Below are 25,980 nucleotides of genomic sequence, written 5' to 3' on the forward strand. Positions count from 1 at the left end.
TGAACCGTCCGCGGGTCAGCTGGTGACGCCCTTCAACTCGTCGCCCAGCGCGGCAGCCTCGTCCGGCGTCAACTCGACCACCAGGCGACCGCCACCTTCAAGTGGTACCCGCATCACGATGCCGCGCCCCTCTTTGGTTGCTTCAAGTGGACCGTCACCGGTCCGGGGCTTCATCGCCGCCATCGAGCGCTCCCTCCAGATTCGAGCTGGCCCGCACCCGCGGACCTGGTCGGCGCCGAGCACGCCCCGCCAGTGGATTTCCAGCCATACCCGACATTGAACTGCCAAATCACCCCACCATTGTTCCCTATCGGGGAGACCAGGTGCACTTAGACCCGCTTGTGAGGCCAACCTGAGGCCTACCTGAGTTGTCCAGAACCGCCCGCCGGCACCCAGCACGTGCTGATGTGATCGTCGACCATGCCGGTCGCCTGCATCAGTGCGTACGCGGTGGTGGGGCCGACGAATCGGAAGCCGCGACGCTTCAACTCCCGTGCCATCGCCGTGGATTCCGGGCTGGTAGAGGGAATTTCGGACAGCTCGGCAAACCGGGGGCGGGGCGGCGGCGCGAACGACCACAGCAGGTCGGACAGGTCTTGGGGCGATCCCAGATCCAAGGCGGCACGCGCGTTGGCAATCGTCGACTCGATCTTTGCCCGGTTGCGCACGATGCCGTCGTCTTCGAGCAGCCGCTGCACGTCGGCGTCGGTGAAGCGGGCGACCTTCTCGATGTCGAAGCCGTGAAACGCGCGCCGGAAGTTCTCCCGCTTGCGCAGGATGATCAACCAGGACAGCCCGCTCTGGAACGCCTCCAGGCTCATCCGCTCGAACAGCGCCGTGCCGTCGGTGAGGCGGTGGCCCCACTCCTGGTCGTGATAGTCGCGGTAGAGGTCGGCATCGGGCCCCGGCCGCACGACGGCCCAACCGCAGCGGACCAGGCCGTCCTCGCTCATGTCGGCCCGGAGCGGTCTACCGCGACGACGTCGACGTCGGAGGCGTCCACGTCGTCGGCCGGTGGCGCCTCGGTTCCGGAGGCTTGCAGAGCGGCCACCTGGCCGCGCAGCGCCTCCAACTCGCGGGCCAGCCGGTCCAGCACCCAATCGACCTCGCTGGTCTTGTATCCGCGCAGCACCTGGGTGAACTTGACGGCCTCCACGTCCGCAGCCGTGACGCCGTACGCCGGCAGCACCGTCGCCGTCGTCGCCCGCGGCAGGGGCGGCAATTGCTCGCCGCGACCGAAAAGCAGGCTGGCGATGCCGAACAACACGACGGCCACGAGGATCAGAACCACCAGGTAGAGCAATACCAACGCCACGAGACTCGATCTTGCCCTAAAGCACTGACAGGGCGGCGATCAGCAGGGTCTGAGCACGCTCATCGGCGGGCGATCTTCCAGCGAAACCGGCAGGGTGTGCGGGGTATAGCCGTCACCGACCGGGAAGAACTGGGTCAAACCGACACCCGAGTCGGGAATGCCACAACGCGACAGCAACGTCGCGATCACCTGCCGGCTCATCACGCCCAACTCCTCCAGCGGCCGGTTGCGGTGTGCCCGTACGCCCAGATTGACCTGGGCGATCGCGTCGAGTCCGAGCCGGTCGAAGGTGTCCACCAGCAGCCCGATCTCCACGCCGTAGCCCGGCGCGAACGGCAGCGACGTCAGCAGCTCCCGGCTGGCCGCATACTCCCCACCCAGCGGCTGCAGCACCCACCCCAACTCCGGACGCAGCGCTGCCAGCAGGGGCCGCGCCACCAGCTCGGTGACCCGGCCGCCCCCGGTGGAGCCCGCGTCTCCGCTCGCGTCGCCGATCTTCAGCGGCCGCCGGTAGAACCCCTTGACCAGGTGAATGCCCTCACCGGTGAGCAGCGGCCCGACCAGGTTCGGCACGAACATCGGATCCGGGTCGATCAGGTCGGAGTCGATGAACACGACGATGTCCCCGCTGGTGGCCGCCAGTGAACGCCACAAGGCCTCGCCCTTGCCGGGCCGGGGCGGCAGCTCCGGCACCGCCTGCTCGCGACTGACGACGCGCGCTCCCGCCGCGATAGCCCGGATCTCGGTGTCGTCGGTGGACCCGGAGTCCAGCACGATCAACTCGTCGACCAGCCCGTCGACCAGCGGCGAGATGCTGTCGATGACGGAGCCGACGGTCTCTTCCTCGTTGAGAGCCGGCAGCACGACCGAGATCGTCCGGTCGGCCTTGGCCGCGACCAGTTCGCTGACGGTCCAGCACGGCCGATTCCAGCTCCGGTCGGCGAGGTCGCCGACGAGATCAGCCCCGACCAGCTCGGATGCCGTCATGCCAGTCCCCTCACCGTGCGCGCCGGCGGGCGGGTCCCCTGAATCGAGGCCACCATCTCCAGCACCCTCCTGGTCGCCGCCACCTGGTGGACGCGGAACATGCGGGCTCCGGCGGCGGCGGCCAGAGCCGTCGCGGCCAGCGTCCCTTCGAGCCGTTCGGTCACGTCCACGCCCAGAGTCTCCCCGACGAAGTCCTTATTACTCAAAGCCATGAGCACCGGCCACCCGGTCTTAACAAGATCGGCCACGTGCCGCAACAGGAGCAGACCGTGGAAGGTGTTCTTGCCGAAGTCGTGGGCCGGGTCGATCAGTACCCGGTCGCGGGCTACTCCGGCCGCGACGGCCCGCTCGGCGGCGGTGGTGACCTGGCGAATCACGTCGTCCACCACGCCGCGGGTAGTCGTACCGTAACTCACCCGGAACGGTCGGGTGCGCGGTAGCGCTCCCCCGGTGTGCGCGCACACCAGGCCCGCGCCGAACTCGGCGGCCACCTCCTGCAGCTGAGGGTCCACGCCGCCCCAGGTGTCATTGATGATGTCCGCGCCTGCCGCGCAGGCCAGCCGGGCCACCTCCGACCGCCAGGTGTCGACGCTGATCAGCTGGTCGGGATAGGCGCCGCGCAGCCATTCGACAAAGGGCACCAACCGCTCGATCTCGGTGCCGGGATCGACCGTCTCGCCGGGACCCGCCTTGACCCCGCCGATGTCGATGACGTCCGCGCCCTCATCGACGGCACGGTGCACGGCCTCGCGCGCTGCGTCGTCGGCGAATGTCGCGCCCTTGTCGAAGAACGAATCAGGGGTGCGATTGATGATCGCCATGATCAGGGCGCGATCGCCCGCGACCGGGCGACCGCACAGGGTCTGCTGGCCGGCTGACGCCGGCGACGTCGAACGCACGCTTCCATAGTGCCCGCTCAATTCCGGTTGCCGGCGTCGAGTGTGCGGTGGCTGCATCGCGGGTGGGCTCACCGCGGCAAAATCGCGATTTCAGCGCTGCAGCCGCACACTCGATGCGGCCAGAGCACACTCGCCGGCGCGCTCCCCCAGCGCTGTCAGCCCTGCGGTCGCTTACCGGCCCCGCCCGATTCGCCGGCGCGCTCCCCCAGCGCTGTCAGCCCTGCGGTCGCTTACCGGCCCCGCCCGATTCGCCGGCGCGCTCCCCCAGCGCTGTCAGCCCTGCGGTCGCTTACCGGCGGCGACCTCGGCGGGGTATTCGTCGTAGAACGGCACGAAACCGTCTTTGCGGCCCGCCAAGACATACAGCGGGTCGTCCACGTCTGAGCCGTACGCCTGCTTGCGCAGCTCCACCTTGCGGCTCTTGAACGTCGTGGTGTGCTCGAGCGACTCCACCAACCGCACGAACAACGGCAGCGCATACGCCGGCAGCTTGTCGTACACCGCGCGGGCCAGCGAATGACCGTCGAATTCGGCACCCTCGCGCAGCTTGATCGCGGCCATGCCGGCACGGCCGCCGGTGTCGGGCACCTCCACGCCGAAAACGGTGCACTCCTCGACATTGGGATCGGTCGCGACCGCGGCCTCGACCTGCGTCGTCGCCACGTTTTCACCCTTCCAGCGGAAGGTGTCGCCCAGCCGGTCGACGAAGGCGGCGTGGAACATACCCTGCGGGCTCATCACGTCGCCCGTGTTGAACCAGCAGTCGCCTTCTTTGAAAGCGTTGCGCACCAACTTCTTCTCGGTCGCCGACTTGTCGGTGTAGCCGTCGAACGGCTGCAACCGGTTGACCGGGCTCAACAACAGTCCGGGTTCGCCGGCGGGCACGCGGCGCACCCGCCCGTTCTCGTCGCGGACGGGTTCACCGGTGTCCGGGTCGTACTCGACATAGGCCAGCGGCATCGGCGAAATTCCGGTGCTGCGAGCAACGTTGAAGACGTTGATGAACGCCGTGGTGCCCTCGCTCGCGGCGTAGAACTCGCAAACCCGGGCGATGCCAAAGCGTTTGGTGAACTCCTCCCAGATATCCGGACGCAGGCCGTTGCCGGCGATGACGCGGATCTTGTGCTTGCGGTCGGTCGGCTTGGCCGGCTGGTTGAGCAGGTAGCGGCAGACCTCGCCGATGTAGATGAACGCCGTCGCGCGGTGTTCGATCACCTCGTCCCAGAACCGCGACGCGGAGAAGGACTTACCCAGCGCCAGCGTCGCCCCGGAGTTGATCACCGACGACACCGCGACCGTCAGAGCGTTGTTGTGATAGAGCGGCAGACAGCTGTACAGCGTGTCCGAACTCTTCAACCGCAGCCCGAGTCCGCCGAAGGCGCCGAGCGCCTTGAGCCAGCGGTAGTGCGTCATGACGCTGGCCTTCGGATAACCCGTGGTGCCGGAAGTGAAGATGTAGAACGCAGTGTCCTTGGCCCGCACCGCAGTCGACGTCGCCGGGTTGGTGGCCGGGGCGGTGGTGGCGAACCGCGCCAGGTCTTCCACGGTCAGCACGTCACCGACCGAACCGCCGGATTCGCTGACGGCACTCACCAAGTCGGACTCGGCGATCAGCACCTTGGCATCCAGCAGACCCAGGCTGTGCGCCAGCACGTCACCGCGCTGGTGGTAGTTCAGCATCCCGGCGACCGCACCGCACTTGACCACGGCCAGCATCGTCAGCACCGCGTTCGGGGAGTTGCGCAGCATGACGCCGACGACGTCGCCCGGCCCCACCCCGCGCGCGGCCAGCACGGCGGCATACCGGTTCGCGGTGGCGTTGGCCTCACGGTAGGTCAGCTGTTGATCCCCGAACCGGAGGAAGACCCGGTCGGCGTACCGAGCGGCGCGGTCCTGGAACACCGAGGCGATCGACGTCTTGGAACTGGGCCGGGCCAGCAGGCCGCTGACCCCACGCGCGATCGACGGCGCGTCGGCGATGAGGCCTGGCACCTGCAGGGCGATGTCGGTGAGCTTGACTCGTGCGCGTGCGCCTTGATCGGACACGTGATCCCTCGCTATCCCTGGCTTCGTTAAAAACCCACTTCGCCCGTCAGCCGGGCGCGCACGCGTTGAGCGCATCGCCGACTTTATCGACCACCATCAGCCGGTCGACGGCGGCCTGTGAGATGTAGCCGCTATCGATCAGTCCGTAAACCCAGGCGCGCACACCGTCGTAGTGTCCCCACGGGTCCAGCAGCACGATGGGCTTGTCGTGCACGCCGAGATACCCCTCGGTCCATGCGCTCAGCAATTCGTCCAGGGTGCCGACGCCGCCCGGCAAGGCGATGAACGCGTCGGCACGCTCCTCCATCACCTGCTTGCGCTCTCGCAGCGTGTCCGTGACGATCAACTCATCCGAATCATGGTCGGCCAGTTCACGTTCCAGCAACATGGTGGGTATCACCCCGACGGTCCAGCCACCGTGGGCCCGGGCCGCCGACGCCACCGCACCCATCGCCGAGACGTGGCCGCCGCCCCACACCAGCGTCCAGCCCCGCTCGGCTATGGCGGCTCCGAGCGACGCCGCGAGCTCCATCAACTCCGGGTGCGTCGGCGAGGCGGCGCAGTACACCGCGACCGTCCACCGGCCGCTGGTTGCGGAAGGCATATCCGAAACGTAGACCAACCCTGCAGAGACTGCGTACCGAACGCGGGCCATAGACTCGCAACGGTGCCGATTCGTTGGAACGTCCCCCAGCACACGGCCGCTTTACAGCGGCTCACCGCCGCATTGGCCGAACAAGGTGGCGCCGTCGTTCTTGGCCCCGACGGCGTCGGCAAGTCAACCTTGGCACGCTTGGCCGCTGAGGAGTTCTGTGCGCAGCACCCGGGCACGACAACCCGCTGGGTCATCGGCACCCCGGCCGAGCGCGTCGTTCCGTTCGGCGCCTTCGGGCATCTCATCGGGATCGCCGACATCGGCAAACCGGCCGCGTTGTTGCGCGCCGCCCGCACCTCGCTGACCCGCGCCGCACAGCAGGGCGATCTGCTCCTGATCGTTGACGAGGCCCACGACCTCGACATCCTGTCGGCCACCCTGGTCTACCAACTGGCCCTCACCCGGGCAGCACGGATGATCGTCACCGCCCGCGCCGACGCGGCCCCTCCGGCGATCGCGGCGTTGTGGACTGACGGTCTGCTCGAGCGCATCGACCTGGAGCCCCCCGGTGGGGTAACGACGCCGGCCGAGGTCGACGAGTTCCTCGCGGAGTTGCCGGGGCCGGCACGGTCGGTGGTGGAATTCCTGTCCATCTTGGAACCACTGACCCTCGACGATCTCAACGTCCTGGCCGGCGACGGTGCGGTCAGCCAGGCCGAGGAGTTGGGAGCGGCCGAGACCCGGGTGCGCAACCACGACGATCAGCGTCCTGTGGTCTACACCGCGCACCCGCTGTTCGCCGTGCGCGCGCGGGCGGCCCTGGGCGCCGACGGAATACGACGCCGGCGCACCGAATTGGTCAGGCTGCTGGCGCAGCATCCGGCCGAGCACCTCAGCGACCGGCTCCGGTTGGCGTCGTTGGCGCTGGATTGCGACGCACCCCAACCGGTGGCGGAGGTGACCGAGGCCGCGCAACAGGCGCTGCGTCTCGGCGATCTACTGCTGGCCGAACGGTTGGCCCGTGCTGCCGTGAATCAATCCAGCGCAGTAGATGCGCATCTCGTGCTGGGTCAGGCACTTGCGTGGCAGGGACGCGGCCGAGATGCGGGCGCGGTACTGGCGGCAGTGGATCCGGCCGCGCTGTCGGAGTCGGAGTTGATGGCGTGGGCGGTGCCGCGGGCCGCCAACCAATTCTTCATGCTCGGTGAGCCCGAGAAGGCTACAGCTTTTCTGCAGACCACCCGCAGCCGGCTCACCGACCCGGCGGCCCGCACCGTACTGGACGGGTTGAGTGCCACGTTCGCGATGAATGCCGGAAATCTGCAGCGCGCAATGACTTTGGCTAACGAAGTGCTGTCCGGATCCTCGGCGAGCGACATGGCGGTGTCCTGGGCGGCGAGCGCGGCCGCATTGTCCTCAGCCCGGATGGGCCGCTTCGGTGACGTCGAGCGACTGGCGGGACAGGCTGCGGCCGCCGAACATCCCGGCCTGTTGCGGTTCACCATGGGTTTGAGCCAGGTCACCTCGCTGCTGATGGCGGGCGAGGTGGCCCAAGCGCAAACACTGGCGCAGCAGTTCACCGACTTCGCCGAACTGCAACAACCGGGCCGGGCTATCGGTGAAGTGCTGTTGTCCTATGTGCTGTTGGCCAAGGGCGAATATGAAACCGCAGCAACGCTTTTGGAGCCTGCGGCAGCCGCGTTGGAACGTACCGGCTATTCGTGGGGCCCGTTGTCGCTGATGCTCCTGACGATAGCGATCGCCCGCCAGGGCGACATCCCGGGCTCGGCAAAAGCGTTGCGGCGTGCGGAATCCCGGCACGGGACGAAGTCGGCTCTGTTCACCCCCGAACTCGGGATGGCGCGCGCCTGGACCCGCGCGACGGCACGCGACCAGACCGGCGCGGTCACGGCGGCACGCGAGGCGGCCCGTGCGGCCGAACGGGCCGGACAGTCGGCTGTGGCACTGCTCGCCTGGCATTGCGCCGTGCGACTGGGTGACCGGCGTGCAGCGGAACCCGTCACCCGGCTGGTCACTGAAATCGATTGCCCGGTAGGGCATCTCGTGTCCAGGCACGCCAGCGCCCTGGTTGCCGGCGACTCGGACGCTTTGACGGCAGCGGCTGACGAACTGGCCGCGATCGGGATGGGTGGCGCGGCCGCGGATGCGGCGGCGCAGGCCAGGCAGTTCAGTCGCTAGCCGGTCAGATACCCCCGGAGCATGTCCACGGCCGCGGTGATCGCCGCGACCGGCACCCGTTCGTCACGCTTGTGTGCCAGGTTCGGGTCGCCCGGTCCGTAGTTCAGCGCCGGAATGCCCCGCGCGGCGAACCGGGAGACGTCCGTCCAGCCGTACTTCGCCCGGACCTGCCCGCCGGCGGCTTCGACCAGAGACTTCGCCGCCGGCGCCGACAGACCCGGCAAGGCACCGGCCGCGGAGTCGGTCAGTTCGATCGACACGGCCAGTCCGTCGAGCACCTCGTGCACGTGCTGCAACGCGGCCTCCGGCGAGCGGTCCGGCGCGAAGCGAAAATTGATCGTCACCGAGGCGGCATCGGGAATCACGTTGCCTGCCACTCCCCCGTCGATCCGGACGGCCGAAAGGCCCTCGCGATAGACGCAACCATCGATGTCAACACTGCGCGGCCGATAGGCGGCCAGCCGGTCCAGCACCGCACCCAGCTTGTGAATGGCGTTGTCCCCCAACCAGGATCGCGCCGAATGCGCGCGGCTACCGGCGGCACTGACGACCACCCGCAGCGTGCCCTGGCAGCCCGCCTCGATGAAGCCGCCGGTGGGTTCGCCCAAAATGGCGACGTCGGCTGCCAGCCAGTCCGGCAGCTCGCGCTCCAGTCGGCCCAAACCGTTTGCCGCCGACTCGATTTCCTCGCAGTCGTAGAACACCAGTGTGAGGTCGTGCGCCGGTTGCGCGACCGTGGCGGCCAGGTGCAGGAAGACGGCGTCACCCGCCTTCATGTCCGAGGTGCCGCACCCGTGCAGTTCGCCGTTCTCGATGCGGCTGGGCAGGTTGTCGGCCACCGGGACGGTGTCCAGATGTCCGGCCAGCAGCACCCGCGACGGCTTGCCGGATGCCGTGCGCGCCAGCACCGCGTTGCCGTTGCGAATGATCTCGAACCCGGATGTCTGGGCGCGCAGCGCAGCCTCGACCTCGTCGGCGATGCGCGCCTCGTCGCGCGACTCGCTGGGGATATCCACCAGCGCCGCGGTCAGCTCAACAGGGTCTCCGCGCAAATCCAGCACGGGTTCAGCCTAGTCCGGCGAGCTGGGGGGACCTCCCAATGGCGAGCAGACGCGGAATCGCACTCGAGCGAGCTCGAGGATGCGATTCCGCGTCTGCTCGCCAGTCCCAGTACCCTTAGCGGTCGTGACTGGAGCTGCAGGCATCGGCCTGGCGACCCTCGCTTCCGACGGATCCGTCCTGGACGCGTGGTTTCCCGAACCCGAGCTGATCGAGTCGGAGACCACCGCCACCGCGCGGCTGGCATTGTCGGATCTGCCCGCGGTGCTGGGCGCGCTCGTCGGCCGCGACGACGACCGTCAGACCGAGACGATCGCGATCCGCACGACCATCAGCTCGCTGGACGAACCGGCCGCCGACGCCTACGACGCCTACCTGCGGCTGCACCTGTTGTCGCACCGCCTGGTGGCGCCGCACGGGCTGAACGCCGGCGGCTTGTTCGGGGTATTGACCAATGTGGTGTGGACCAACCGGGGCCCCTGCGCGGTCGAGGGCTTCGAAGCGGTGCGGGCGCGGCTGCGCCGGCTCGGACCGGTGACCGTCTACGGCGTCGACAAGTTCCCCCGGATGGTCGACTACGTGCTGCCTTCCGGCGTGCGCATCGCGGACGCCGACCGCGTGCGGCTCGGCGCGCACCTGGCCCCGGGCACCACCGTGATGCACGAGGGCTTCGTCAACTTCAATGCCGGGACCTTGGGCGCGTCCATGGTGGAGGGCCGCATCTCGGCGGGTGTCGTGGTGGGCGACGGCTCCGACGTCGGCGGCGGCGCCTCGATCATGGGCACGTTGTCCGGCGGCGGCGAAGAAGTCATCTCCATCGGCAAGCGCTGCCTGCTGGGCGCCAATGCCGGACTGGGCATCTCACTGGGCGACGACTGCGTGGTGGAGGCCGGGCTCTACATCACCGCAGGCACCAAAGTCACCACGCCCGACGGGAAGACGGTCAAGGCCCGGGAACTGTCCGGCGGCAATAACCTGCTGTTCCGCCGTAATTCGCTGACCGGCGCGGTCGAGGTGGTGTCCCGCGACGGTCAGGGCATCGCGCTCAACGCGGAGCTGCACGCCAACTGAGCCGGCTCCGCCAGGACCGTCCCGCTGGTTTCCGGCAGCAGGTACGTCGCGGCCAGGCTGACCAGCGCCAGCGTCGCCATCATCAACCCGATCGCCCAGCTGCCGTAATCGGAAAGCAGGGGCCCGGCGAGCAGCGGGGGCACCGCACCGCCCAGGATGCCGGCGAGGTTGATCGAGAGCGCGGTGCCCGTGTAGCGATACCGGGTCGCGAACAGCTCCGGGACGAACGAGGTAACGGGACCGAAAACGGCGCCGTCGACGGCGAACAACCCGGCGATCGCCACCGCGTACAGGGTGACATTGCGCGAGTCGATGAGCGGCATCACCAGCAACGCCCACGGCACACCCACCGCCCAGCCCACCAGAATGACTCGGCGGCGCCCGAAACGATCGCACAGCACCGAGGTGAGCGCTGCGGCCGCAATGCAGGTGAGCCCACCGAGTGCGCCCACCAGCAGAGTGACATTGCGCGAGTAGCCCAGATGCGTGACGGCATAAGCGGTCAGGTAGGTGCTGGCCAGATAGACCAGGCCGAAGCAGCCCAGCACGCAACCGGCGGCCAGCACGATCTCACGGCGCTGCAGGCGTAGCACCTCCGCGAATGGCGTTGCGCCAGCTGCATTCCGGGGCGTCTGCTGGGCGAATACCGGAGTCTCCCCGATGTTCAGGCGCACGTAGAGCGCGATGGCGATCAGTACCCCGCTGAACAGAAACGGGATGCGCCATCCCCAGGTCATAAACGCCGAACTGCCTTCTCCGATGGTGAAATTCACGCCGAGGAAGGTCAGACTTGTCAGCACCAGCGCGATTCCGCCACCGATCACCGTGAACATGCCGTACCGGCCGCGCTGGCCGGCGGGAGCCGTTTCCGCGCTGAGCAGCGCCGATCCCGCCCACTCCCCGCCGACGGCGAAACCCTGCAGCAGTCGCAAGGTGATCAGGATCAGCGGGGCTGCCACCCCCACCGTCGCGCTGCCGGGAACCAGTCCGACTGTCACCGTGGACAGGGCCATGATCAACAGAGTGGCGACCAGAGTCCTCTTGCGGCCCAACCGGTCTCCGAAATGCCCGAAGACGGCGGCACCGAGCGGCCGGGAGAGAAAGGCGGTCGCGAATGTTCCCATCGACGCGACGGTGGCCATGGCCGGGCTCAGATGCGGATAGAACACGGTGGGGAACACCAGTGCCGCGGCCGTTCCGTAGATGAAGAAGTCGTAATACTCGACCGCCGAGCCCACCAGACAGGCCAGGGCAACCCGTCTCATGGGCGAAACGTAGGGGTCAACAAATGATCGACGCACAGCGTCTGAGACTAGGGCGTCAAATCCCCTCTACCGCCGTGAAAAAGCTGCGAAGATGCTGGTTCTTCGGGATAGATCCCGGCTATCCCCAGAGCTTGGGCGACCGGTAGACGTTGCTGGGGTCGTAGTCGATGCCGGCCGTGGACACGTCGCCGACCGCATGCAGTAGCCGCTCCAACTCGGCCAGGCCGGTGTCGCCGATACGTTCGGCGATGGCGTTGTCGAGGTCGGCCGCGGCGCGCCGCCGCGCGGTGACGTACTCGATTGCCTTCGGCGTCAGTACGACCACCTTCTCGCGCTGGTCTGTGGCCGACACCTCGGTCTCCACATAGCCGTCGCGGCGCAACTCTCCCACCACCTTGCTGGCCGCCTGCCGTGAGACGTCGAACTGCCGCCCCATCTCCGATATCGTCATCGGCCCCGGCTGCGCATAGAGGGCGAACACGTAGTTCATCGCGAAGCGCCGCTCCGGAAAGCCCGCTTCTTCCATGTCCTTGTCGATCCGAGTGACATAGCTCCACCAGGCCATCCGCATGCCCTGGCCAAGCTCGGTCTGAGGCGATCGCGGACTTTGCTCGTCAACCACCATTGACAAGGTACCGGACCCCCTCTTATAGTCGTAACTGTCAACCATGGTTGACGATCACGAAAGGAGCATGAGATGTCGAAGATCCGCGTCATGTCGGCCGGGGTGTTGTGTGCCGCCGGCCTCTCCCTGGCGGCTGCTCTGGCAGGACCGGCTGTGGCGACCGCCGCCCCGGGACAGCCCAATGTGGGCCCGATCCACTCCCCGGTGGGTCCGATGCGGCCCACCCCGCCGCCGACTCACCCGATCTACCACTACACCGACGATCTGACTCACCCGGTCTGGTCGGTCACTCATCCCTTCTGGGCGATGGTTCCGTAACCACGCACTCGTGCGTCGCCGGGGCCGCACACATCGCCGACAAACCGTTTCGCGGTAGCTGTGCGCACCCCCGGCGGCCGGCGGGCATCAGCCTTCGGCCAGCAGTTGCTTCTTGAGCACCTTGCCCAGCGCGTTACGCGGCAGCGACTCGACGAAACGTACCTCACGTGGTCGCTTGTGCACCGAAAGCTGTTGCGCGACATAGTTGATCAGATCATCGGCAGCGGCGGAGCCGACGACGTACGCGACGATCCGCTGCCCCAGATCCTCGTCCGGCGGGCCGACCACCGCGACTTCCTCCACACCGGGATGACCGAGCAACACGGTCTCGATCTCCCCCGCGCCGATCCGGAATCCGCCGGACTTGATCAGGTCGACGGACTCGCGACCGACGATGCGGTGCATGCCGCCGCCGTCGACGACCGCCACGTCGCCGGTGCGGTACCAGCCGTGCGGGTCGAACGCCTCGGCGGTGGCCTCCGGACGGTTGAGATAGCCGTTGAACAGCGTCGGACCCCGAACCAGCAGCTTGCCCACCGTCTCTGCGTCGTGCGGAACCGGTTCGCCGTAGTCGTCGATCAACCGGGTCTGCACGCCCCGCAACGGCAGGCCCACCCAGCCCGGACGCCGTTCCCCGTCGGCGCGCGTCGACAAAGTGATCAGTGACTCCGAGGCACCGTAGCGTTCGATCGGCCGGTGCCCGGTCAGCTGCTCGAGGCGCTCGAAGACCGGCACGGGCAGCGCGGCGCTGCCGGAAACCAGTAGGCGCGCCGGGCGCAGCGCCTCGGCGGCCGCACCGTCGGCGACCACCCGCGACCACACCGTCGGCACCCCGAAATACAGCGTGCCTCTGGCCGCGGCGTAGCCGTCCGGTGTCGGTTTTCCGGTGTGCACGAAGCGGTTTCCCACCCGCAGCGATCCCAGCAACCCCAGCACCAGGCCGTGGATGTGATAGAGCGGCAACCCGTGCACCAGCACGTCGTCCGGTGTCCACTGCCAGGCTTCGGCGAGCGCGTCGAGGTCGGCGGCGATCGCCCGCCGGCTGACCTGCACGCCCTTGGGCAGCCCGGTGGTACCCGAGGTGTACACGACCATCGCCACCGAATCCGGTGACGGCTCGGCATACCGGTGCCAGGACCGCGCGTGCAGCCGCACCGGTATGTGCGGCAGACCCTCCGGATCGTCGGGCGTCGGCCCGAGCCACGCCTGGGCGCCGGAGTCGGTGAGCATGTGGCGGCGTTCAGCCACCCCCACGTCGGCCGGCACCGGCACCACGGGCACACCCGCGATCAGGCATCCGGTGATCGCCAGCACCGTCGATGCGGTCGGCGCGGCCAGCACCGCCACCCGGTGCGCGCCGGCCACCCGTTCGGCCACCGACGTCGCGGCACCGACCAGGTCGCTGCGACTCAGGGTGAACCCGTCGATCCTGACCGCGTCGGGGATGTCGGTGGCGGCAACGGCCGAGGGGTTCAGCGACGTCAGCAACACGTCTGGGACGTTACCTGTGCGGCTCGGGGAACAACGGGCGCAGTGCCGCCGGCGGCCGGAAGGGGGCCCAGCTGCCGGCCGGCTGTGCGAGCCGGTCCGCGATGGCCCAGATGGTGGCCGGGTGGTGGCCGTAGCCGATGTGGCTGCTGAGCACCGCGATGTTCTCGGCGCGGTCGGAGGTGGCGTCGACACACGTCTGCCAGGCGACCATGCCGTCGTAGCGCGAATAGATCGAGGTGGCCGGCACCAACAGAGGCTCGTTTTCCATGGACAGCGGCAATTCGTGCCGCTCCGCGTGCAGACGCGCGAACAGGTTGAAGTGGCGGGCGGCGCGGGACTGGCCTTCGTGCTGCATGCGGTACGGGCTGCCGAGCGTGATGACCTGCCGCACCGCCGCGGGATTGCGGCGGGCCAGCCTGCGCGCGAAGATGCCGCCCAGGCTCCAGCCGATCAGGCTGACCGGAGTGTCGTGCCGTTGGTGCAACTCGTCGAGCAGCGCGGACATACCGGCCACCACCTTGGTGGTCGGCCCGACGTTGACGCCCAGCCCCCAGCCGTGTGCCTGATAGCCGAGGCGAGTGAGCAGGCGCCGCAATGTCCAGGTGGTGCCGTCGCCGGCAAGCAGTCCGGGCAAGACCAAAACGGGATGTCCGTCGCCGGTCGGTAGCTTGCGCCGTAACGGCAGGGCGGCGACCAACTGGCCGTATTCCACGACGGCGCGCGGGATGTCGGTGAGCCAGAGTCCCAGCCCGGGGGCTTCGGCGGTGGCGTGACCCGACCAGGCGGGACGGTCGACGCCCGGGTCGGCGGCTTCGGTCAGCATGATCAAGCCTCCTCGTCCCACACCTTCATCAGCGTGGCCAGAATCTCCTCGCCGCGGCCGAGTCCGGCGAGGTGACTCTCGCCGGGCAGGTGGAACAGCTCGGCGTTGGGCAGGCGGGACACGACGTGCTCGCCGTGGGAGAACGGGATGATGTGGTCGTGGTCGCCGTGCCACCAGCGGACCGGGACCGTCACCTCCTCGAGCCGGAAGCCCCAGTCGCGGGCGAAGACGATGACGTCGTTGAACGGCGCGGCGAGCTGCTTGCGGCTGCCGTTGAGCAGATCGTCGAGGAACATCGCCTTGAATTCCGGCCGGGTGAGCAGATGGCGGTCGGCTTCGGGCGAGAGCAGCGCATAGACGTCCAGCGCCGGGGAGGCGATGGGGCGAGCGGCGCGGATCATCAGGCTCGCGCCGAGCCGCAACGGGTTACCGCCCAGCCGCAGCAACGGCGCGACCCGCAGCCCCAGGTTCATCAGGCCGCCGCTGATCGCGTCCGGCCCCTGGGTCGGCGCCACCCCGCCGAGCACACCGGCGGCCACCACCCGGTCGGCCAGCCCGGCGGCGCACGCGAGGGCGTACGGCCCCCCGCCGGACAGCCCGACGACGGCCATCTTGTCGATGCCCAGGGTGTCGGCGATGGCGCGCAGGTCGTCGGCGAAGGCCGAAACGGCCTCGTACTGGTAGGGCGTCGACGAGCCGATGCCGGGCCGGTCGACGCCGATCAGGCGGATGTTGTGGTGGTCGGCGTAGACCCGGGCCTCGGTCGGGATCTGCCGGCGGGCGCCGGGTGTGCCGTGCAGCCAGAAAACGGCGCGTCCCTGCGGCGCGCCGAACTCGGCGAAGCCGATCTGCCGGTCTTCCCCGACGGCGATGCTTCCTTCGATCTTGGGACGGGCGATCGCGACAACCATGCCGTGCAGCTTGTCATGCGGATGGGGCGCGATGCACCCCTTTCGAGCGGTTTCGGGACGTGATATCCGATACACTCTCGCATCGGATCACGGATTTGTGCAGCTCAAAGGGTTTCAGTCGTTGGCCAGGTAGACGACGCGGTACCACTGCCGGGGTGGGTGCCCGCCGGTGTCCGCCTCGTCCAGCGGGGTGGCCGACGCCAGCCTGATGTCCGTCAGCTGCGGGTTCTGCATGCGGATGTAGTCCTCGAGCTGGGCGTCCCGCGCGTCTTCACCGAGGGCACTGTCCGCGACCGCCCTGCCCTCGCACCTCTTCCACGTCACTCCGTCACGGTAGATGGCGCCGTCACGGCAAACCGCGCCGACCGTGAAGCTGGCTTCACGCCCGGCAGCGCGAACGGCAGGCTGAGTGTCAGTCGCCGGGCAGCCGCTCCCCGATGACCCGTTGCGCGCGCAGGGCGGCGAGCTCGTCGTCGGACAGGCCCAGCCCGCGCAGGATCTCGTCGTTGTGCTGGCCCAGGGTCGGCGCACCGGCGCGGTGGTGGCTCGGCGGCCCGGGCGTGATGCGAAACGGCCACCCCGGATAGCGCCGCGGTCCGGTGACCGGGTGGGTGAACTCTTGGTAGAACCGCCGCGCGTCGAGTTGGGCGAAGTCGTACATCCGGTCGCCGGTGGCCAGCTCTTCGGCCGGGATACCCTGTGCGCGAAGCGATTCGACGATGTCGGCGGAGTTTCGGGTACGCGTCCACCCGGCGACGAGGTCGTCGAACATGTCGTGGTCGAGCAGGCCTTCGTCGGGCAGCGACACCGCGACCCACACGTCCTCGTCGATCGTCGGGTACACGCCCTGCAGGTAGCCGCGCAGCCGGTTGCCGGGGCGCGGCAGCACGACACCGTTCATCGAATACTCGATCACCGGTTCGGGGGTCACGCACGCGGCGACCTCGATCTGGGCGATCTCGATCAGCTGCCCCTCGCCGGTCCGGCGCCGGTGCTCCAGCGCGGCCAGTAGTGCCACCCCGGCGTGCACACCGACGACGGGGTCGGCCGGACCCTGCAGGTTGCACGGCGGCCCCTCGGCGTAGCCGGTGGCTGCTGTCATCCCGGATGCCTGTTCGATGTTGAGTGCCCACCCGACGTAGTCGCGCCAGGGCCCTTCCAACCCGAAGCCGGGCATCCGTACCGCGATCACGTCCGGCTTGATCGCGATCAGGGACTCGTAGTCCAGCCCGAACTGTTCCACCACGCGCGGCGAGAAGTTCTCGACGACGACGTCGGCGTCGGCGGCCAACCGGTGAGCGATGTCGCGTCCGCCCTGTGCGGTGAGGTCGAGGGTGATGTCTTTCTTGTTGAGATTGGTCGCCTGCCACAGGGCGCTGCGCTCGTACCAGTCCTCACCTTCGAAGGGGTAGGCGCCCGAGTAGCGGTGCCCATCGGGACGCTGAATCGACTCGACCTTGATGATGTCGGCTCCGAAGGCGCCCAGATAGCAGGTCAGATAGGCGCCGGCCCAGAAGGTGCTCAGGTCGAGCACTCGCAGTCCGGCAAACGGCATGGAACCCGTTGCGGGCGGCCAGGGTCGGCCGCTGCCCGACCACCGCGCCCGGCCACCGGGCCGCGGTGCCGGTTCGGGTTGCGCCACAGGGGTTTTGGACATCCGGAACGGCGCACCGGGACGCCGGAAGCCAGCGGTCTCGATGAAGAAGCCGCGCTTGGCGTACTGCGGGCAGTCCAGCACGGTGGCGCCGTCGTGGACCGGTGCGGCCGGTATGCGCATCGCCTGACACAGGTCGACGGTTTCGGCGACGGTGCGCTGTATCAGCAATGGCTCTGCCGCGGCGAAGAACTCGGCGCGTTCGGGACCGCCGAGCATGATCGCGATCTGGTGTTCGCCGTACTCCGGTAGCCCGAGCATCGCGCACACGTCGAGCCAGTGCTGCCCGGTCAGGCAGTTGATTCCCACCCAGCCGTCGGCCGCCCGCACCACGCCCAGCATCGGCGCGGACCGCTGATTCGGGGGCAGCCCCAGACTGCGCATCCGCTCGGACATCAGCATCGGGTAGGGCAACGTCGAGAGCAGCGCTTCGAACTCCGATACGTCGACCACGCGGCCGTCAAGCCGCAACGCCGTCAAGGCCCCCAGCGCGGCGTAGGCCCCGGCGACGTACTCGGAGATCCGGGCACCGGCCTGCACCGGCGGGCGGTCCGGGTCGCGGGCGCTGATCCACCCGGACACCGCCTGCATGGTCAGCGGGGTCGCGGCCCGATCACGCCACGGCCCGGTCCGACCGAAATGAGAAATGCTGACCTGCAACGCTTGTGAGGGCTCCAGCCCGAACTTCTGCAGCACTCCGGGCGGCAGGTTCTCGATCAGGACATGCGCCCCCGCGACGAGTTCGCGGGCGCCCGCCTGCCCATCGGGCGTGGCGAGATCGAAAGTGGCACCGCGTTTGCCGGCGTTGAGATACTCGAACAGACCACCGTGGCGGCCGGCGGCGGGCTCGGGGAACGGCCCCCAGAGCCGTAGTGAATCACCCTCGGGCGGTTCGATTTTGATGACCTCAGCACCGAGGTCGGCCAAAAGCTTTGCGGCGTAAGGACCGGAGATTCCGGTCGCGATTTCGACGACGTGCAGCCCCGTGAGGGGACCACTCACGCGGGCACTCCGATAGCCATCTGTTCCATGTACTGATACACCCCGCCGATTCCGCCGCCCTCCCGACCCAGGCCGCTGAGCTTGAAACCGCCGAAGGGTGCGGCGCCGGGGCCGCAGCCGTTGACCGCAACCTGCCCCGTGCGGATGCGGCGGGCCACGCTGACCGCGCGGTCCAGGTCGCCGCCCCACACCGAACCGGACAGGCCGTAACGAGAGTTGTTGGCGATGGCGACCGCATCGTCGTCGTCGCGGTAGCGCAGCACGCTCAACACCGGCCCGAACACTTCCTCCTGGGCGATCGCGGAATCGGGCTTGACGCCGGTGAGGACCGTCGGCTCGAAGTAGAAGCCGGTGTCCAGGCCAGCCGGCCGTCCGCCACCGGTGGCCAGCTCGGCGCCCTCGCGCAGCGCTCCGGCGACGTGCGCCTCCACCCGGCCGCGCTGGGCGTCACTGATCAACGGACCCATCTGCACATCGAGATCGGCGGGATCCCCGACCTTGACGTCCCGGGCCAGTCCCACCAGCCGCTCGACGACCTCGTCGTGCAGGGAATCGGGCAGCAACAGCCGGCTCTGCAGAATGCAAGCCTGGCCGGAATGCATTGAGCAACAGTCGAACAGCATCTTCTGCAGCATGTCGTCGGTGACGTCGGCGTCGTCGAGGACGATGCACGCCGACTTGCCACCGAGCTCCAGCAGCAGCCGCTTCAACGAGTCCCCGGCGGCGGACATCACCTGGCGGCCGACGACCGTGCTGCCGGTGAAACTGACCATGTCGATCCGCGGATCGGTGGTGAGCAGCTGGGCCGCCTCGAGTCCCGACGGGGTGACCACATTGACCACACCCGGCGGAAAGTCGGTGTGCTCGTCGATGAGTCGCGCGAGGGCGAGCCCGGCCAGCGGGGTCAGCGGTGACGGCTTGAGGACAACGGTGTTGCCCGCAGTCAGCGCATGGTTGAGCTTCATGACGTTGAGCAGGTGCGGGAAGTTCCAGGGTGTCAGGACCGAGACGACGCCGAGTGGCACGTGGCGCAGCACCGTCTTCCCGGCGCCGATCCCGGTGACGGTCTCATCGGCGAGCTGGGTGGCGAGTTGCGCGGCATGCATGGACATGAACGCGGCACCGTCGATCTGCATCATCCGTTCGTTGGCTGTGCAGCCCCACTCCACCTGGGACAGCGCGAAGAAGTCGTCGGCATATTTGAGCAGCGCGTCGCCCAGTTGGCTGAGACAGTTCGCGCGCTCCTGCGCACTCATGGTGGCCCACGGCCCCTCGTCGAACGCCCGGCGCGCGGCACCGACAGCATCACTGACCTGACCGACGCTCGCGTCCGGTGCGGTGGCGATGACCTGTTCGGTGGCCGGCGAGATGTCGTCGTAGCGGCCGTCTTCGGGTTCCACCCAGGTGCCGTCGATGTACAGCTGATAGGTGTCGATCAGTCCACTGGGCGGTAGTTCGGCCATCTGCTTCCTCACCCCAACGTCGGTCATCTATCAACCTGGTGTACACCCGCCGGGACCCGTGGTCAATGATCCCCATGATGAATTGCAGGCGATTTCAAGGCGTTGTCTTGCTGTTGACAGCGCAGCGCGACCCAGAGTAGACACGAACCACAGGACACTTTGTGGCAATGTGTCGGATTGCAGGGAGGCGCTGTGCTCACCGATGTTCCCCTGCACTCCCCCGATTTCTACGCCGGCGACCCCTACCCGGCCTACCGGGAGCTGCGCGCGACCTCGCCCGTGCACTGGAACAACGACACCGGATTCTGGGCGTTGTTGAAGTACGAGGACATTCGCTACGTCTCCGGCAACCCCGCGCTGTTCACCTCGACCAAAGGCATCTCGATACCGGATCCGAACGTGCCGAACCCGGTGCAGGAGGGCAACCTCATCTTCACCGACCCGCCGCGGCACCGGCAGATGCGCAAGCTGATCAATTCCGGTTTCACCCGGCGGCGCGTCGCGGTCCTCGAACCGAAGATCCGCGAAATCGTGGGCGGCATCCTCGATCGGATCGAACCGGGCTCGGTGTACGAGTTCGCCGAACAGATCGCCGCCCCACTGCCCACCCGGATGATCGCCGAGCTCATCGGCGCCCCCGCCGAGGATTGGGAGCAGTTCCGGGCCTGGTCGGACGCCGCCACCGGCACGGCTGATCCCGAAATCGAACTCGACGCCTTCGTGGCCATCGGCCAGCTCTTCGAATACTTCCAGAAGCTCATCGCGGCACGGCGCGTCGAACCGCGCGACGACCTGCTGTCAGTGCTGGCCGATGCCGAGATCGACGAGCACCGCCTGACCGACGAGGACCTGCTGAACTTCTCGTTCCTGTTGCTGGTTGCGGGAAATGAGACCACCCGCAACTTGATCGCGCTGGGCACCCTCGCGTTGATCGAGCACCCCGACCAGTGCCGCCTGCTGATCGAGGACCCGACGCTGATTCCCGGTGCGGTGGAGGAGATGTTGCGCTGGACCAGCCCGGTGGTCAGCATGTCGCGGGTGGCGACCGCCGACACCGAGATTCGTGGCCGGCTGATCCGCGAGGGTGAGGTGGTAACCATGTTGTACGGGTCCGCCAACCGCGACGAGGATGTCTTCGGCGCTGACTCAGAGGACTTCAGGGTGACGCGTCACCCCAACCCCCACATCGCGTTCGGATGCGGCGAACACTCCTGCATCGGAGCGCAATTGGCACGGCTGGAAGCGACGGTCTTCTTCCAGGAGTTGCTGCGCCGCTATCCCCGGCTCGAGCTGGCGGGTGACGTCGACCGGATGAAAGCCACCATGGTGCCCGGGGTGAAGCGGATGCCCGTTCGGCTGGGGGCCTGAGCCGGTGCACCTGGAATACACGCCCGAGCAGGAGCAGCTGCGTGCGGAGATACGGGCCACGCTGGAACAGGTGATGACGCCCGAGCGACTGGCAGCGATCGGCGAGAACATCGAGGGCGGACCGGCGGTGCGCGACACCGTGCGTGCACTGGCGCAGGCCGGCCTGCTCGGCGTCGGCTGGCCGAAAGAATATGGCGGACGCGGCTTCTCGGCGATTGAGCAGTTCATCTTCTCCGAGGAGGCCCGCCGGGTCGGCGCGCCGATCCCGCTGGTGACACTCAACACCGTGGGCCCGACCCTGATGCAGCAGGGTACCGAGGAGCAGAAGCAGCGGTTTCTGCCCGCGATCCTGGACGGCAGCGTCGAATTCGCGATCGGCTATTCCGAACCCGGAGCCGGCAGTGATCTCGCGTCGATACGCACCACCGCCGTCCGCGACGGTGACGAATACGTGATCAACGGCCAGAAGATGTTCACCAGCGGCGCCGCCTACGCCGACTACGTCTGGCTCGCCGTCCGCACCGACCCGAATGCCAAGAAGCACAAGGGCATTTCGATTCTTATCGTGCCGACCTCGTCGCCCGGGTTCTCGTGGCAGCCGCTGCACACCATGCCCGGCATCTCCACGTTCTACACGTTCTACGACAACGTCCGGGTGCCGGTGAGCGCACTGGTCGGTGAGGAGAACCAGGGCTGGCAGCTGATCACCACCCAGCTCAACTTCGAACGCGCCGCGCTGGGCAACCTCGGGGCACTGGAGCCGCTGTGGGAGAAGACGCTGCAGTGGGCCCGCGAGACCGAACTCGACGGGGGGCGGGTCATCGACCAGCCCTGGGTTCAGCTCGCGCTGGCCCGGGTGGAAGCTCAGGTCGCCGCCTACAAGCTGGTCAACCTGCGGGTGAACGCGGCCTTGACGAAGGGCATTCTGAATATGGGCGAAGCGTCGGCGGCCAAGGTGTTCGGCACCGAGCTCACCCAGCAGGTCGCCCGGCAGCTGCTGGAGGTGTTGGACGGCAACGGGATACGTCGCGGCAAGCAGGCGCCACTGCGGGGCGCGCTGGAATCGGCGTACCGGCAGGCGGTGATCAACACATTCGGTGGCGGTGCCAACGAAATTCAGCGTGACATCATCGCCATGGCCGGCCTCGGCATGCCGCGGGCCCCGCGTGATCTTCGAGCAACCGAGAAGTCAGGAGGAACTCAGTGACCGACGCTGAGCTACAAGCCAAGGTGCGGGCCCTGGTCGGCCAACCCACTGGAGGCACCGGAAAGGCCCAGCTGGCGCCCGATCCGGTCAATCAACCGATGATCCGGCACTGGGCGCACGCGCTTGCCGACTTCAATCCGGTGTACCTCGACCCGGATTTCGCGGCGACGTCACGGTTCGGCGGCATCGTGTCGCCGCCGGTGATGCTGCAGACCTGGATCATGCCGTCGCCGAAGCTGGAGGGGATCGGCGAGCGCGGCGGCGCCCCGGTCGAGATCGCCGCGAACCCGACGGCGTTTCTGGATGAGGCCGGATACACCAGCACCGTGGCCACCAACTCCGAGTTCGAGATCGAGCGTTACCCGCGGTTGGGCGACGTCATCAGCTCCACGGCGGTGTACGAGTCGGTGTCGGAGGAGAAGACGACCGCGCTGGGCACCGGCTTCTTCCTCACCTGGCTGACCACCTATACCGACCAGCACGGTGAAGTGCTGGGCCGGCAGCGATTCCGGGTCCTGCGATTCAAGCCGGCCAACTGATGGCCACCCGACTGCCGCCAACGGTCAGCCCGGACTCCGAGTTCTACTGGAACGGGTTGCGGGACAACAAGCTGCTGATCCAGCGCTGCAGCGGCTGCGGCACCCTGCGCCATCCGCCCCGGCCGATGTGTCCGCACTGCCGCTCGCTGGAATGGGAGGCGGTCGAGTCGTCGGGCCGCGGCACCGTCTACAGCTATGTGATGCCGCACGAGCCCCGATTCCCGTTCTTCGAATACCCCTACGTGGTCGCCCTGGTGGAACTCGAGGAGGGCATCCGGGTGGTGTCGAACCTGACCGACGTTGAGCCCGCCGAGGTCACTGTCGGTATGCCTGTCGAGGTGTACTTCCAGAGTTTCGACGGGGCCAGTGGAGACCTGGTGTTGCACCAGTTCCGGCCGAGCGGCTAGTCATGGACTTCACCTTCACCGAAGAGCAGGACACCGTAGCCAAGCTCGCCCGCGAACTGTTCGAGCGCCGCGCCACCCCCGAGCGGCTGACCGAACTGGAGGCCGGAGTGCGCTTCGACCAGGCGCTCTGGAAGGAACTGGCGGCCGCCGACCTACTCGGCACCGCTCTGCCGGAATCAGTGGGCGGCAACGGCGGCGGCTTTGTGGAACTCGGAGTGCTGCTGGCCGAGGTCGGGTGGGGCGTGGCCGCGGTGCCCGCCTATGCGACCTTGGTTCTGGGCGCCGATCCCATTGCACGCCAGGGAAATCCGGAGCAGCAGCGCCGCCACCTGCCCGGTGTCGTGGCCGGCGACCGTATCCTGACGGCGGCTCTGGCCGAACCGGGACGCTCCGATCCGAGGTTTCCGGCCACCACCGCCCGGCGCGATGGGACGAGTTGGCGCCTGGACGGTGTGAAAGAGCTGGTACCCGCCGCGCAACTGGCCGACACCATGCTGATCCCGGCTGTGACCCCGGACGGCGATACGGCGCTCTTCCTGCTGGCCACCGACAGTCCCGGTGTCGACGTCCGTCCCGTGCCGACCACCAGCGGCGAACCGCATGCCGATGTATTCCTCGACGGCGCAGTGGTTTCCGGGCAGGACCGGCTCGACGGCGACATCGAGTCGCTGCACACCCGCGCCCTGGTCGCCCTGTGCGCCATCCAGCTCGGCGTCGTCGACCGGGCTCTGCACATCGCGGCCGGCTATACCAGTGAGCGTGAACAGTTCGGCCGGCCGATAGGCAGCTTCCAGGCCGTGCAACAGCGCATGGCCGACGCCTTCATCGACGTCGAAGCGATCCGGTGGACCACCTGGCACGCGGCGTGGCTGCTCGCCAACGGCCGCCCGGCCGACCGCGCCGCCCACATCGCCAAGTTCTGGGCAGCCGAGGCAGGCGCCCGGGTGGCCGCCACCGCCCAGCACGTGCACGGCGGCATCGGGATCGACACCACCTATCCCCTGCACCGTTATTTCCTGTGGGCCAAGCACAACGAACTGACCCTCGGCCCGGCGTCCCAACAGCTTGCCCACCTGGGCGCGACGTATGGCGCGACCTATCCGGAAGGACCCGCATGACCGCCACCCACACCCGCACCACAACCCTGCGCTGGCAGGACATCTCCGAGGGTGACGAGGTCACACCCATGGACATCCCGATCACCACGACGATGATCGTCGCGGGCGCGATCGCCTCGCGGGACTTCATGCCCGTGCATCACGACCGCGACTACGCCAACAAGCAGGGGTCGCCGAACCTGTTCATGAACATCCTGACCAGCAACGGCTACTGCGTGCGGTTCCTCACCGACTGGGCCGGACCCGAGGCGATGGTCACGAAGTTGTCGATTCGCCTTGGCGTGCCGTGCTTTCCGGACGACCCGTTGCGCTTCACCGGGACGGTGACGGGCAAGACCGAAGGTACCGGGGGCGAGAACTTCGTCGAAGTGACGTTCCAGGCCGCCAACAGTCTCGGCAACCACGTCTCCGGCACCGCGATGCTCAGCCTGCTGGACGGAGCCGCCTGATGAGCAGTGCCCTGCCCGGCGCGGCGGCCATCGTCGGGATCGGCCAGACGGAGTTCTCGAAGGAATCCGGGCGCAGCGAACTGCAATTGGCGTGCGAAGCGGTCAGCGCGGCGCTCGATGACGCCGGGCTGGCGCCCAGCGACGTCGACGGCATGGTCACGTTCACCATGGACTCCAGTGACGAGATCGAGATCGCCCGCAACGTCGGCATCGGCGACCTCAGCTTCTTCAGCCGGGTGCATCACGGTGGTGGCGCCGCTGCGGGCACGGTCGTACACGCGGCGATGGCGGTCGCCACCGGCGTTGCCGACGTCGTGGTGTGCTGGCGTGCCTTCAACGAACGCTCCGGCTATCGTTTCGGCGGCAGCGGTCGCACCGACCTGGGGACGCCGCTGTTCATGGCGCACTACGCGCCGTTCGGATTGCTCACGCCGGCAGCATGGGTGGCGATGCACGCGCAGCGGTACATGTCGACCTACGGGGTCACCAACGAGGATTTCGGCCGCATCGCCGTCGTCGACCGGGCGCACGCCGCCCGCAACCCCGACGCGTGGTTCTATGAACGCCCCATCACCCTGGAGGATCACCAGAATTCGCGCTGGATCATCGAACCGGTGCTGCGCCTGCTGGACTGCTGTCAGGAGAGCGACGGCGGCGTCGCGATGGTGATCACCAGCGCCGAACGCGCGCGGGACCTGCGTCAGCCGCCGGCCATCATCACCGCGGCGGCCCAGGGTGCGGCCGCCGACGGCGAAATGATGACGAGTTATTACCGCGACGACATCACCGGGCTGCCCGAAATGGGCGTCGTCGCCGAGCGGTTGTGGCGTGATTCGGGGCTCAAACCGGCCGACATCCAAACCGCGTTCATCTACGACCATTTCACCCCGTTCGTGTTCACCCAACTCGAGGAGCTGGGCTTCTGCGGACGCGGCGAGGCCAAGGACTTCGCCACCATCGAAAGGCTGTCGCTGGGCGGCGATTTCCCGATCAACACCAACGGCGGGCTGCTCGGTGAGGCGTACATCCACGGCATGAACGGCATCACCGAAGGCGTCCGCCAGGTGCGCGGCACGTCCTACAACCAGGTGCAGAACGTCGAACACGTTCTGGTCACCTCGGGTACCGGTGTGCCCACCAGCGGCCTGATCCTCGCTGGGGCCGATTAG

At 68.0% G+C, this 25,980-nt stretch carries 26 protein-coding genes; 10 read left to right on the forward strand and 16 right to left on the reverse strand.

The window, feature by feature from the left end:
• Positions 1-15: 15 nt before the first annotated feature.
• The 7 genes from QXK92_RS22680 to QXK92_RS22710 form a co-directional block, all read right to left on the reverse strand.
• Positions 16-183: a DUF3117 domain-containing protein gene (locus tag QXK92_RS22680; RefSeq protein ID WP_003406247.1), complete on the reverse strand. Its 168-nt coding sequence runs from the start codon at positions 181-183 to the stop codon at positions 16-18.
• Between the two features lie 176 nt (positions 184-359).
• The gene (locus QXK92_RS22685; RefSeq protein WP_306245419.1) at positions 360-953 is read right to left on the reverse strand and encodes a DNA-3-methyladenine glycosylase I; all 594 of its coding nucleotides are present in this window, start codon (positions 951-953) and stop codon (positions 360-362) included.
• A complete protein-coding gene (locus QXK92_RS22690; RefSeq protein ID WP_306245421.1) occupies positions 950-1,315 on the reverse strand; it encodes a DivIVA domain-containing protein in 366 nt (121 codons plus the stop codon). The genes QXK92_RS22685 and QXK92_RS22690 overlap by 4 nt, the downstream gene beginning before the upstream one ends.
• A gap of 39 nt (positions 1,316-1,354) precedes the next feature.
• Positions 1,355-2,302, reverse strand: a complete 948-nt coding sequence (locus QXK92_RS22695) for a glucosyl-3-phosphoglycerate synthase (protein WP_306245423.1) — start codon at positions 2,300-2,302, stop codon at positions 1,355-1,357.
• Positions 2,299-3,123, reverse strand: coding sequence for a dihydropteroate synthase (folP, locus tag QXK92_RS22700; protein WP_306246421.1), 825 nt, complete (start codon positions 3,121-3,123; stop codon positions 2,299-2,301). The genes QXK92_RS22695 and folP overlap by 4 nt, the downstream gene beginning before the upstream one ends.
• Positions 3,124-3,474: 351 nt before the next feature.
• Entirely contained in the window at positions 3,475-5,247 is a 1,773-nt protein-coding gene (gene fadD6, locus QXK92_RS22705; RefSeq protein WP_306245425.1) for a long-chain-acyl-CoA synthetase FadD6, read from the reverse strand.
• 46 nt (positions 5,248-5,293) lie between these two features.
• Entirely contained in the window at positions 5,294-5,851 is a 558-nt protein-coding gene (locus QXK92_RS22710) for a TIGR00730 family Rossman fold protein (protein WP_306245427.1), read from the reverse strand.
• Between the two features lie 63 nt (positions 5,852-5,914).
• Here QXK92_RS22710 and QXK92_RS22715 point away from each other — a divergent pair, with 63 nt between their 5' ends.
• Positions 5,915-8,041 carry a GTPase domain-containing protein gene (locus QXK92_RS22715; protein WP_306245430.1) on the forward strand — a complete coding sequence of 709 codons (2,127 nt, stop codon included), beginning with the start codon at positions 5,915-5,917 and terminating at the stop codon, positions 8,039-8,041.
• On the opposite strand, the gene dapE is transcribed toward QXK92_RS22715, so the two are convergent.
• A complete protein-coding gene (dapE, locus tag QXK92_RS22720; RefSeq protein WP_306245432.1) occupies positions 8,038-9,102 on the reverse strand; it encodes a succinyl-diaminopimelate desuccinylase in 1,065 nt (354 codons plus the stop codon). The genes QXK92_RS22715 and dapE overlap by 4 nt on opposite strands.
• Positions 9,103-9,181: 79 nt before the next feature.
• Here dapE and dapD point away from each other — a divergent pair, with 79 nt between their 5' ends.
• A complete protein-coding gene (gene dapD, locus QXK92_RS22725; protein ID WP_306245434.1) occupies positions 9,182-10,171 on the forward strand; it encodes a 2,3,4,5-tetrahydropyridine-2,6-dicarboxylate N-succinyltransferase in 990 nt (329 codons plus the stop codon).
• Here the strand turns inward: dapD and QXK92_RS22730 are convergent.
• Both QXK92_RS22730 and QXK92_RS22735 read right to left on the reverse strand, forming a co-directional pair.
• The gene (locus QXK92_RS22730; protein ID WP_306245436.1) at positions 10,132-11,436 is read right to left on the reverse strand and encodes an MFS transporter; all 1,305 of its coding nucleotides are present in this window, start codon (positions 11,434-11,436) and stop codon (positions 10,132-10,134) included. The genes dapD and QXK92_RS22730 overlap by 40 nt on opposite strands.
• A 118-nt stretch (positions 11,437-11,554) precedes the next feature.
• Complete coding sequence (locus QXK92_RS22735; RefSeq protein ID WP_306245437.1) at positions 11,555-12,058, reverse strand: MarR family winged helix-turn-helix transcriptional regulator; 504 nt, start codon at positions 12,056-12,058, stop codon at positions 11,555-11,557.
• Between the two features lie 75 nt (positions 12,059-12,133).
• Here QXK92_RS22735 and QXK92_RS22740 point away from each other — a divergent pair, with 75 nt between their 5' ends.
• On the forward strand, positions 12,134-12,379 hold the full coding sequence (locus QXK92_RS22740; protein ID WP_306245438.1) for a hypothetical protein: 246 nt from the start codon (positions 12,134-12,136) through the stop codon (positions 12,377-12,379).
• A gap of 87 nt (positions 12,380-12,466) precedes the next feature.
• Here QXK92_RS22740 and QXK92_RS22745 read toward each other — a convergent pair whose 3' ends face one another.
• The 6 genes from QXK92_RS22745 to QXK92_RS22770 all read right to left on the reverse strand — a co-directional run bounded on the left by QXK92_RS22745 (position 12,467) and on the right by QXK92_RS22770 (position 19,750).
• The gene (locus tag QXK92_RS22745) at positions 12,467-13,870 is read right to left on the reverse strand and encodes an acyl-CoA synthetase (RefSeq protein ID WP_306245440.1); all 1,404 of its coding nucleotides are present in this window, start codon (positions 13,868-13,870) and stop codon (positions 12,467-12,469) included.
• Positions 13,871-13,880: 10 nt separating this feature from the next.
• Entirely contained in the window at positions 13,881-14,693 is an 813-nt protein-coding gene (locus tag QXK92_RS22750) for a triacylglycerol lipase (RefSeq protein WP_306245442.1), read from the reverse strand.
• 2 nt (positions 14,694-14,695) lie between these two features.
• Positions 14,696-15,604: an alpha/beta fold hydrolase gene (locus QXK92_RS22755; RefSeq protein WP_306245444.1), complete on the reverse strand. Its 909-nt coding sequence runs from the start codon at positions 15,602-15,604 to the stop codon at positions 14,696-14,698.
• Positions 15,605-15,718: 114 nt separating this feature from the next.
• Positions 15,719-15,928: a hypothetical protein gene (locus tag QXK92_RS22760; protein WP_306245445.1), complete on the reverse strand. Its 210-nt coding sequence runs from the start codon at positions 15,926-15,928 to the stop codon at positions 15,719-15,721.
• Between the two features lie 88 nt (positions 15,929-16,016).
• Positions 16,017-18,260 carry a CaiB/BaiF CoA-transferase family protein gene (locus tag QXK92_RS22765; protein ID WP_306245447.1) on the reverse strand — a complete coding sequence of 748 codons (2,244 nt, stop codon included), beginning with the start codon at positions 18,258-18,260 and terminating at the stop codon, positions 16,017-16,019.
• Entirely contained in the window at positions 18,257-19,750 is a 1,494-nt protein-coding gene (locus tag QXK92_RS22770) for an aldehyde dehydrogenase family protein (protein ID WP_371934292.1), read from the reverse strand. Before QXK92_RS22770 ends, QXK92_RS22765 begins: the two co-directional genes overlap by 4 nt.
• 165 nt (positions 19,751-19,915) lie before the next feature.
• On the opposite strand from QXK92_RS22770, the gene QXK92_RS22775 reads away from it, so the two are divergent.
• The 7 genes from QXK92_RS22775 to QXK92_RS22805 are packed head-to-tail and all read left to right on the forward strand — an operon-like array spanning position 19,916 to position 25,980.
• Entirely contained in the window at positions 19,916-21,091 is a 1,176-nt protein-coding gene (locus QXK92_RS22775) for a cytochrome P450 (RefSeq protein WP_306245448.1), read from the forward strand.
• A 4-nt stretch (positions 21,092-21,095) separates the two neighbouring features.
• A complete protein-coding gene (locus QXK92_RS22780) occupies positions 21,096-22,298 on the forward strand; it encodes an acyl-CoA dehydrogenase family protein (RefSeq protein ID WP_306245450.1) in 1,203 nt (400 codons plus the stop codon).
• Positions 22,295-22,837 (forward strand): MaoC family dehydratase N-terminal domain-containing protein, encoded by a 543-nt coding sequence (locus QXK92_RS22785; RefSeq protein WP_306245452.1) that lies wholly within the window; start codon positions 22,295-22,297, stop codon positions 22,835-22,837. Before QXK92_RS22780 ends, QXK92_RS22785 begins: the two co-directional genes overlap by 4 nt.
• On the forward strand, positions 22,837-23,244 hold the full coding sequence (locus QXK92_RS22790; RefSeq protein ID WP_306245454.1) for a Zn-ribbon domain-containing OB-fold protein: 408 nt from the start codon (positions 22,837-22,839) through the stop codon (positions 23,242-23,244). The genes QXK92_RS22785 and QXK92_RS22790 overlap by 1 nt, the downstream gene beginning before the upstream one ends.
• 2 nt (positions 23,245-23,246) lie before the next feature.
• Positions 23,247-24,362, forward strand: coding sequence for an acyl-CoA dehydrogenase family protein (locus QXK92_RS22795; RefSeq protein ID WP_306245456.1), 1,116 nt, complete (start codon positions 23,247-23,249; stop codon positions 24,360-24,362).
• Positions 24,359-24,811 (forward strand): MaoC family dehydratase, encoded by a 453-nt coding sequence (locus QXK92_RS22800; RefSeq protein ID WP_306245458.1) that lies wholly within the window; start codon positions 24,359-24,361, stop codon positions 24,809-24,811. The genes QXK92_RS22795 and QXK92_RS22800 overlap by 4 nt, the downstream gene beginning before the upstream one ends.
• Positions 24,811-25,980, forward strand: a complete 1,170-nt coding sequence (locus QXK92_RS22805; protein WP_306245460.1) for a lipid-transfer protein — start codon at positions 24,811-24,813, stop codon at positions 25,978-25,980. Before QXK92_RS22800 ends, QXK92_RS22805 begins: the two co-directional genes overlap by 1 nt.

The sequence above is a fragment of the Mycobacterium sp. TY815 genome (assembly GCF_030755135.1).
Taxonomy (GTDB): domain Bacteria; phylum Actinomycetota; class Actinomycetes; order Mycobacteriales; family Mycobacteriaceae; genus Mycobacterium.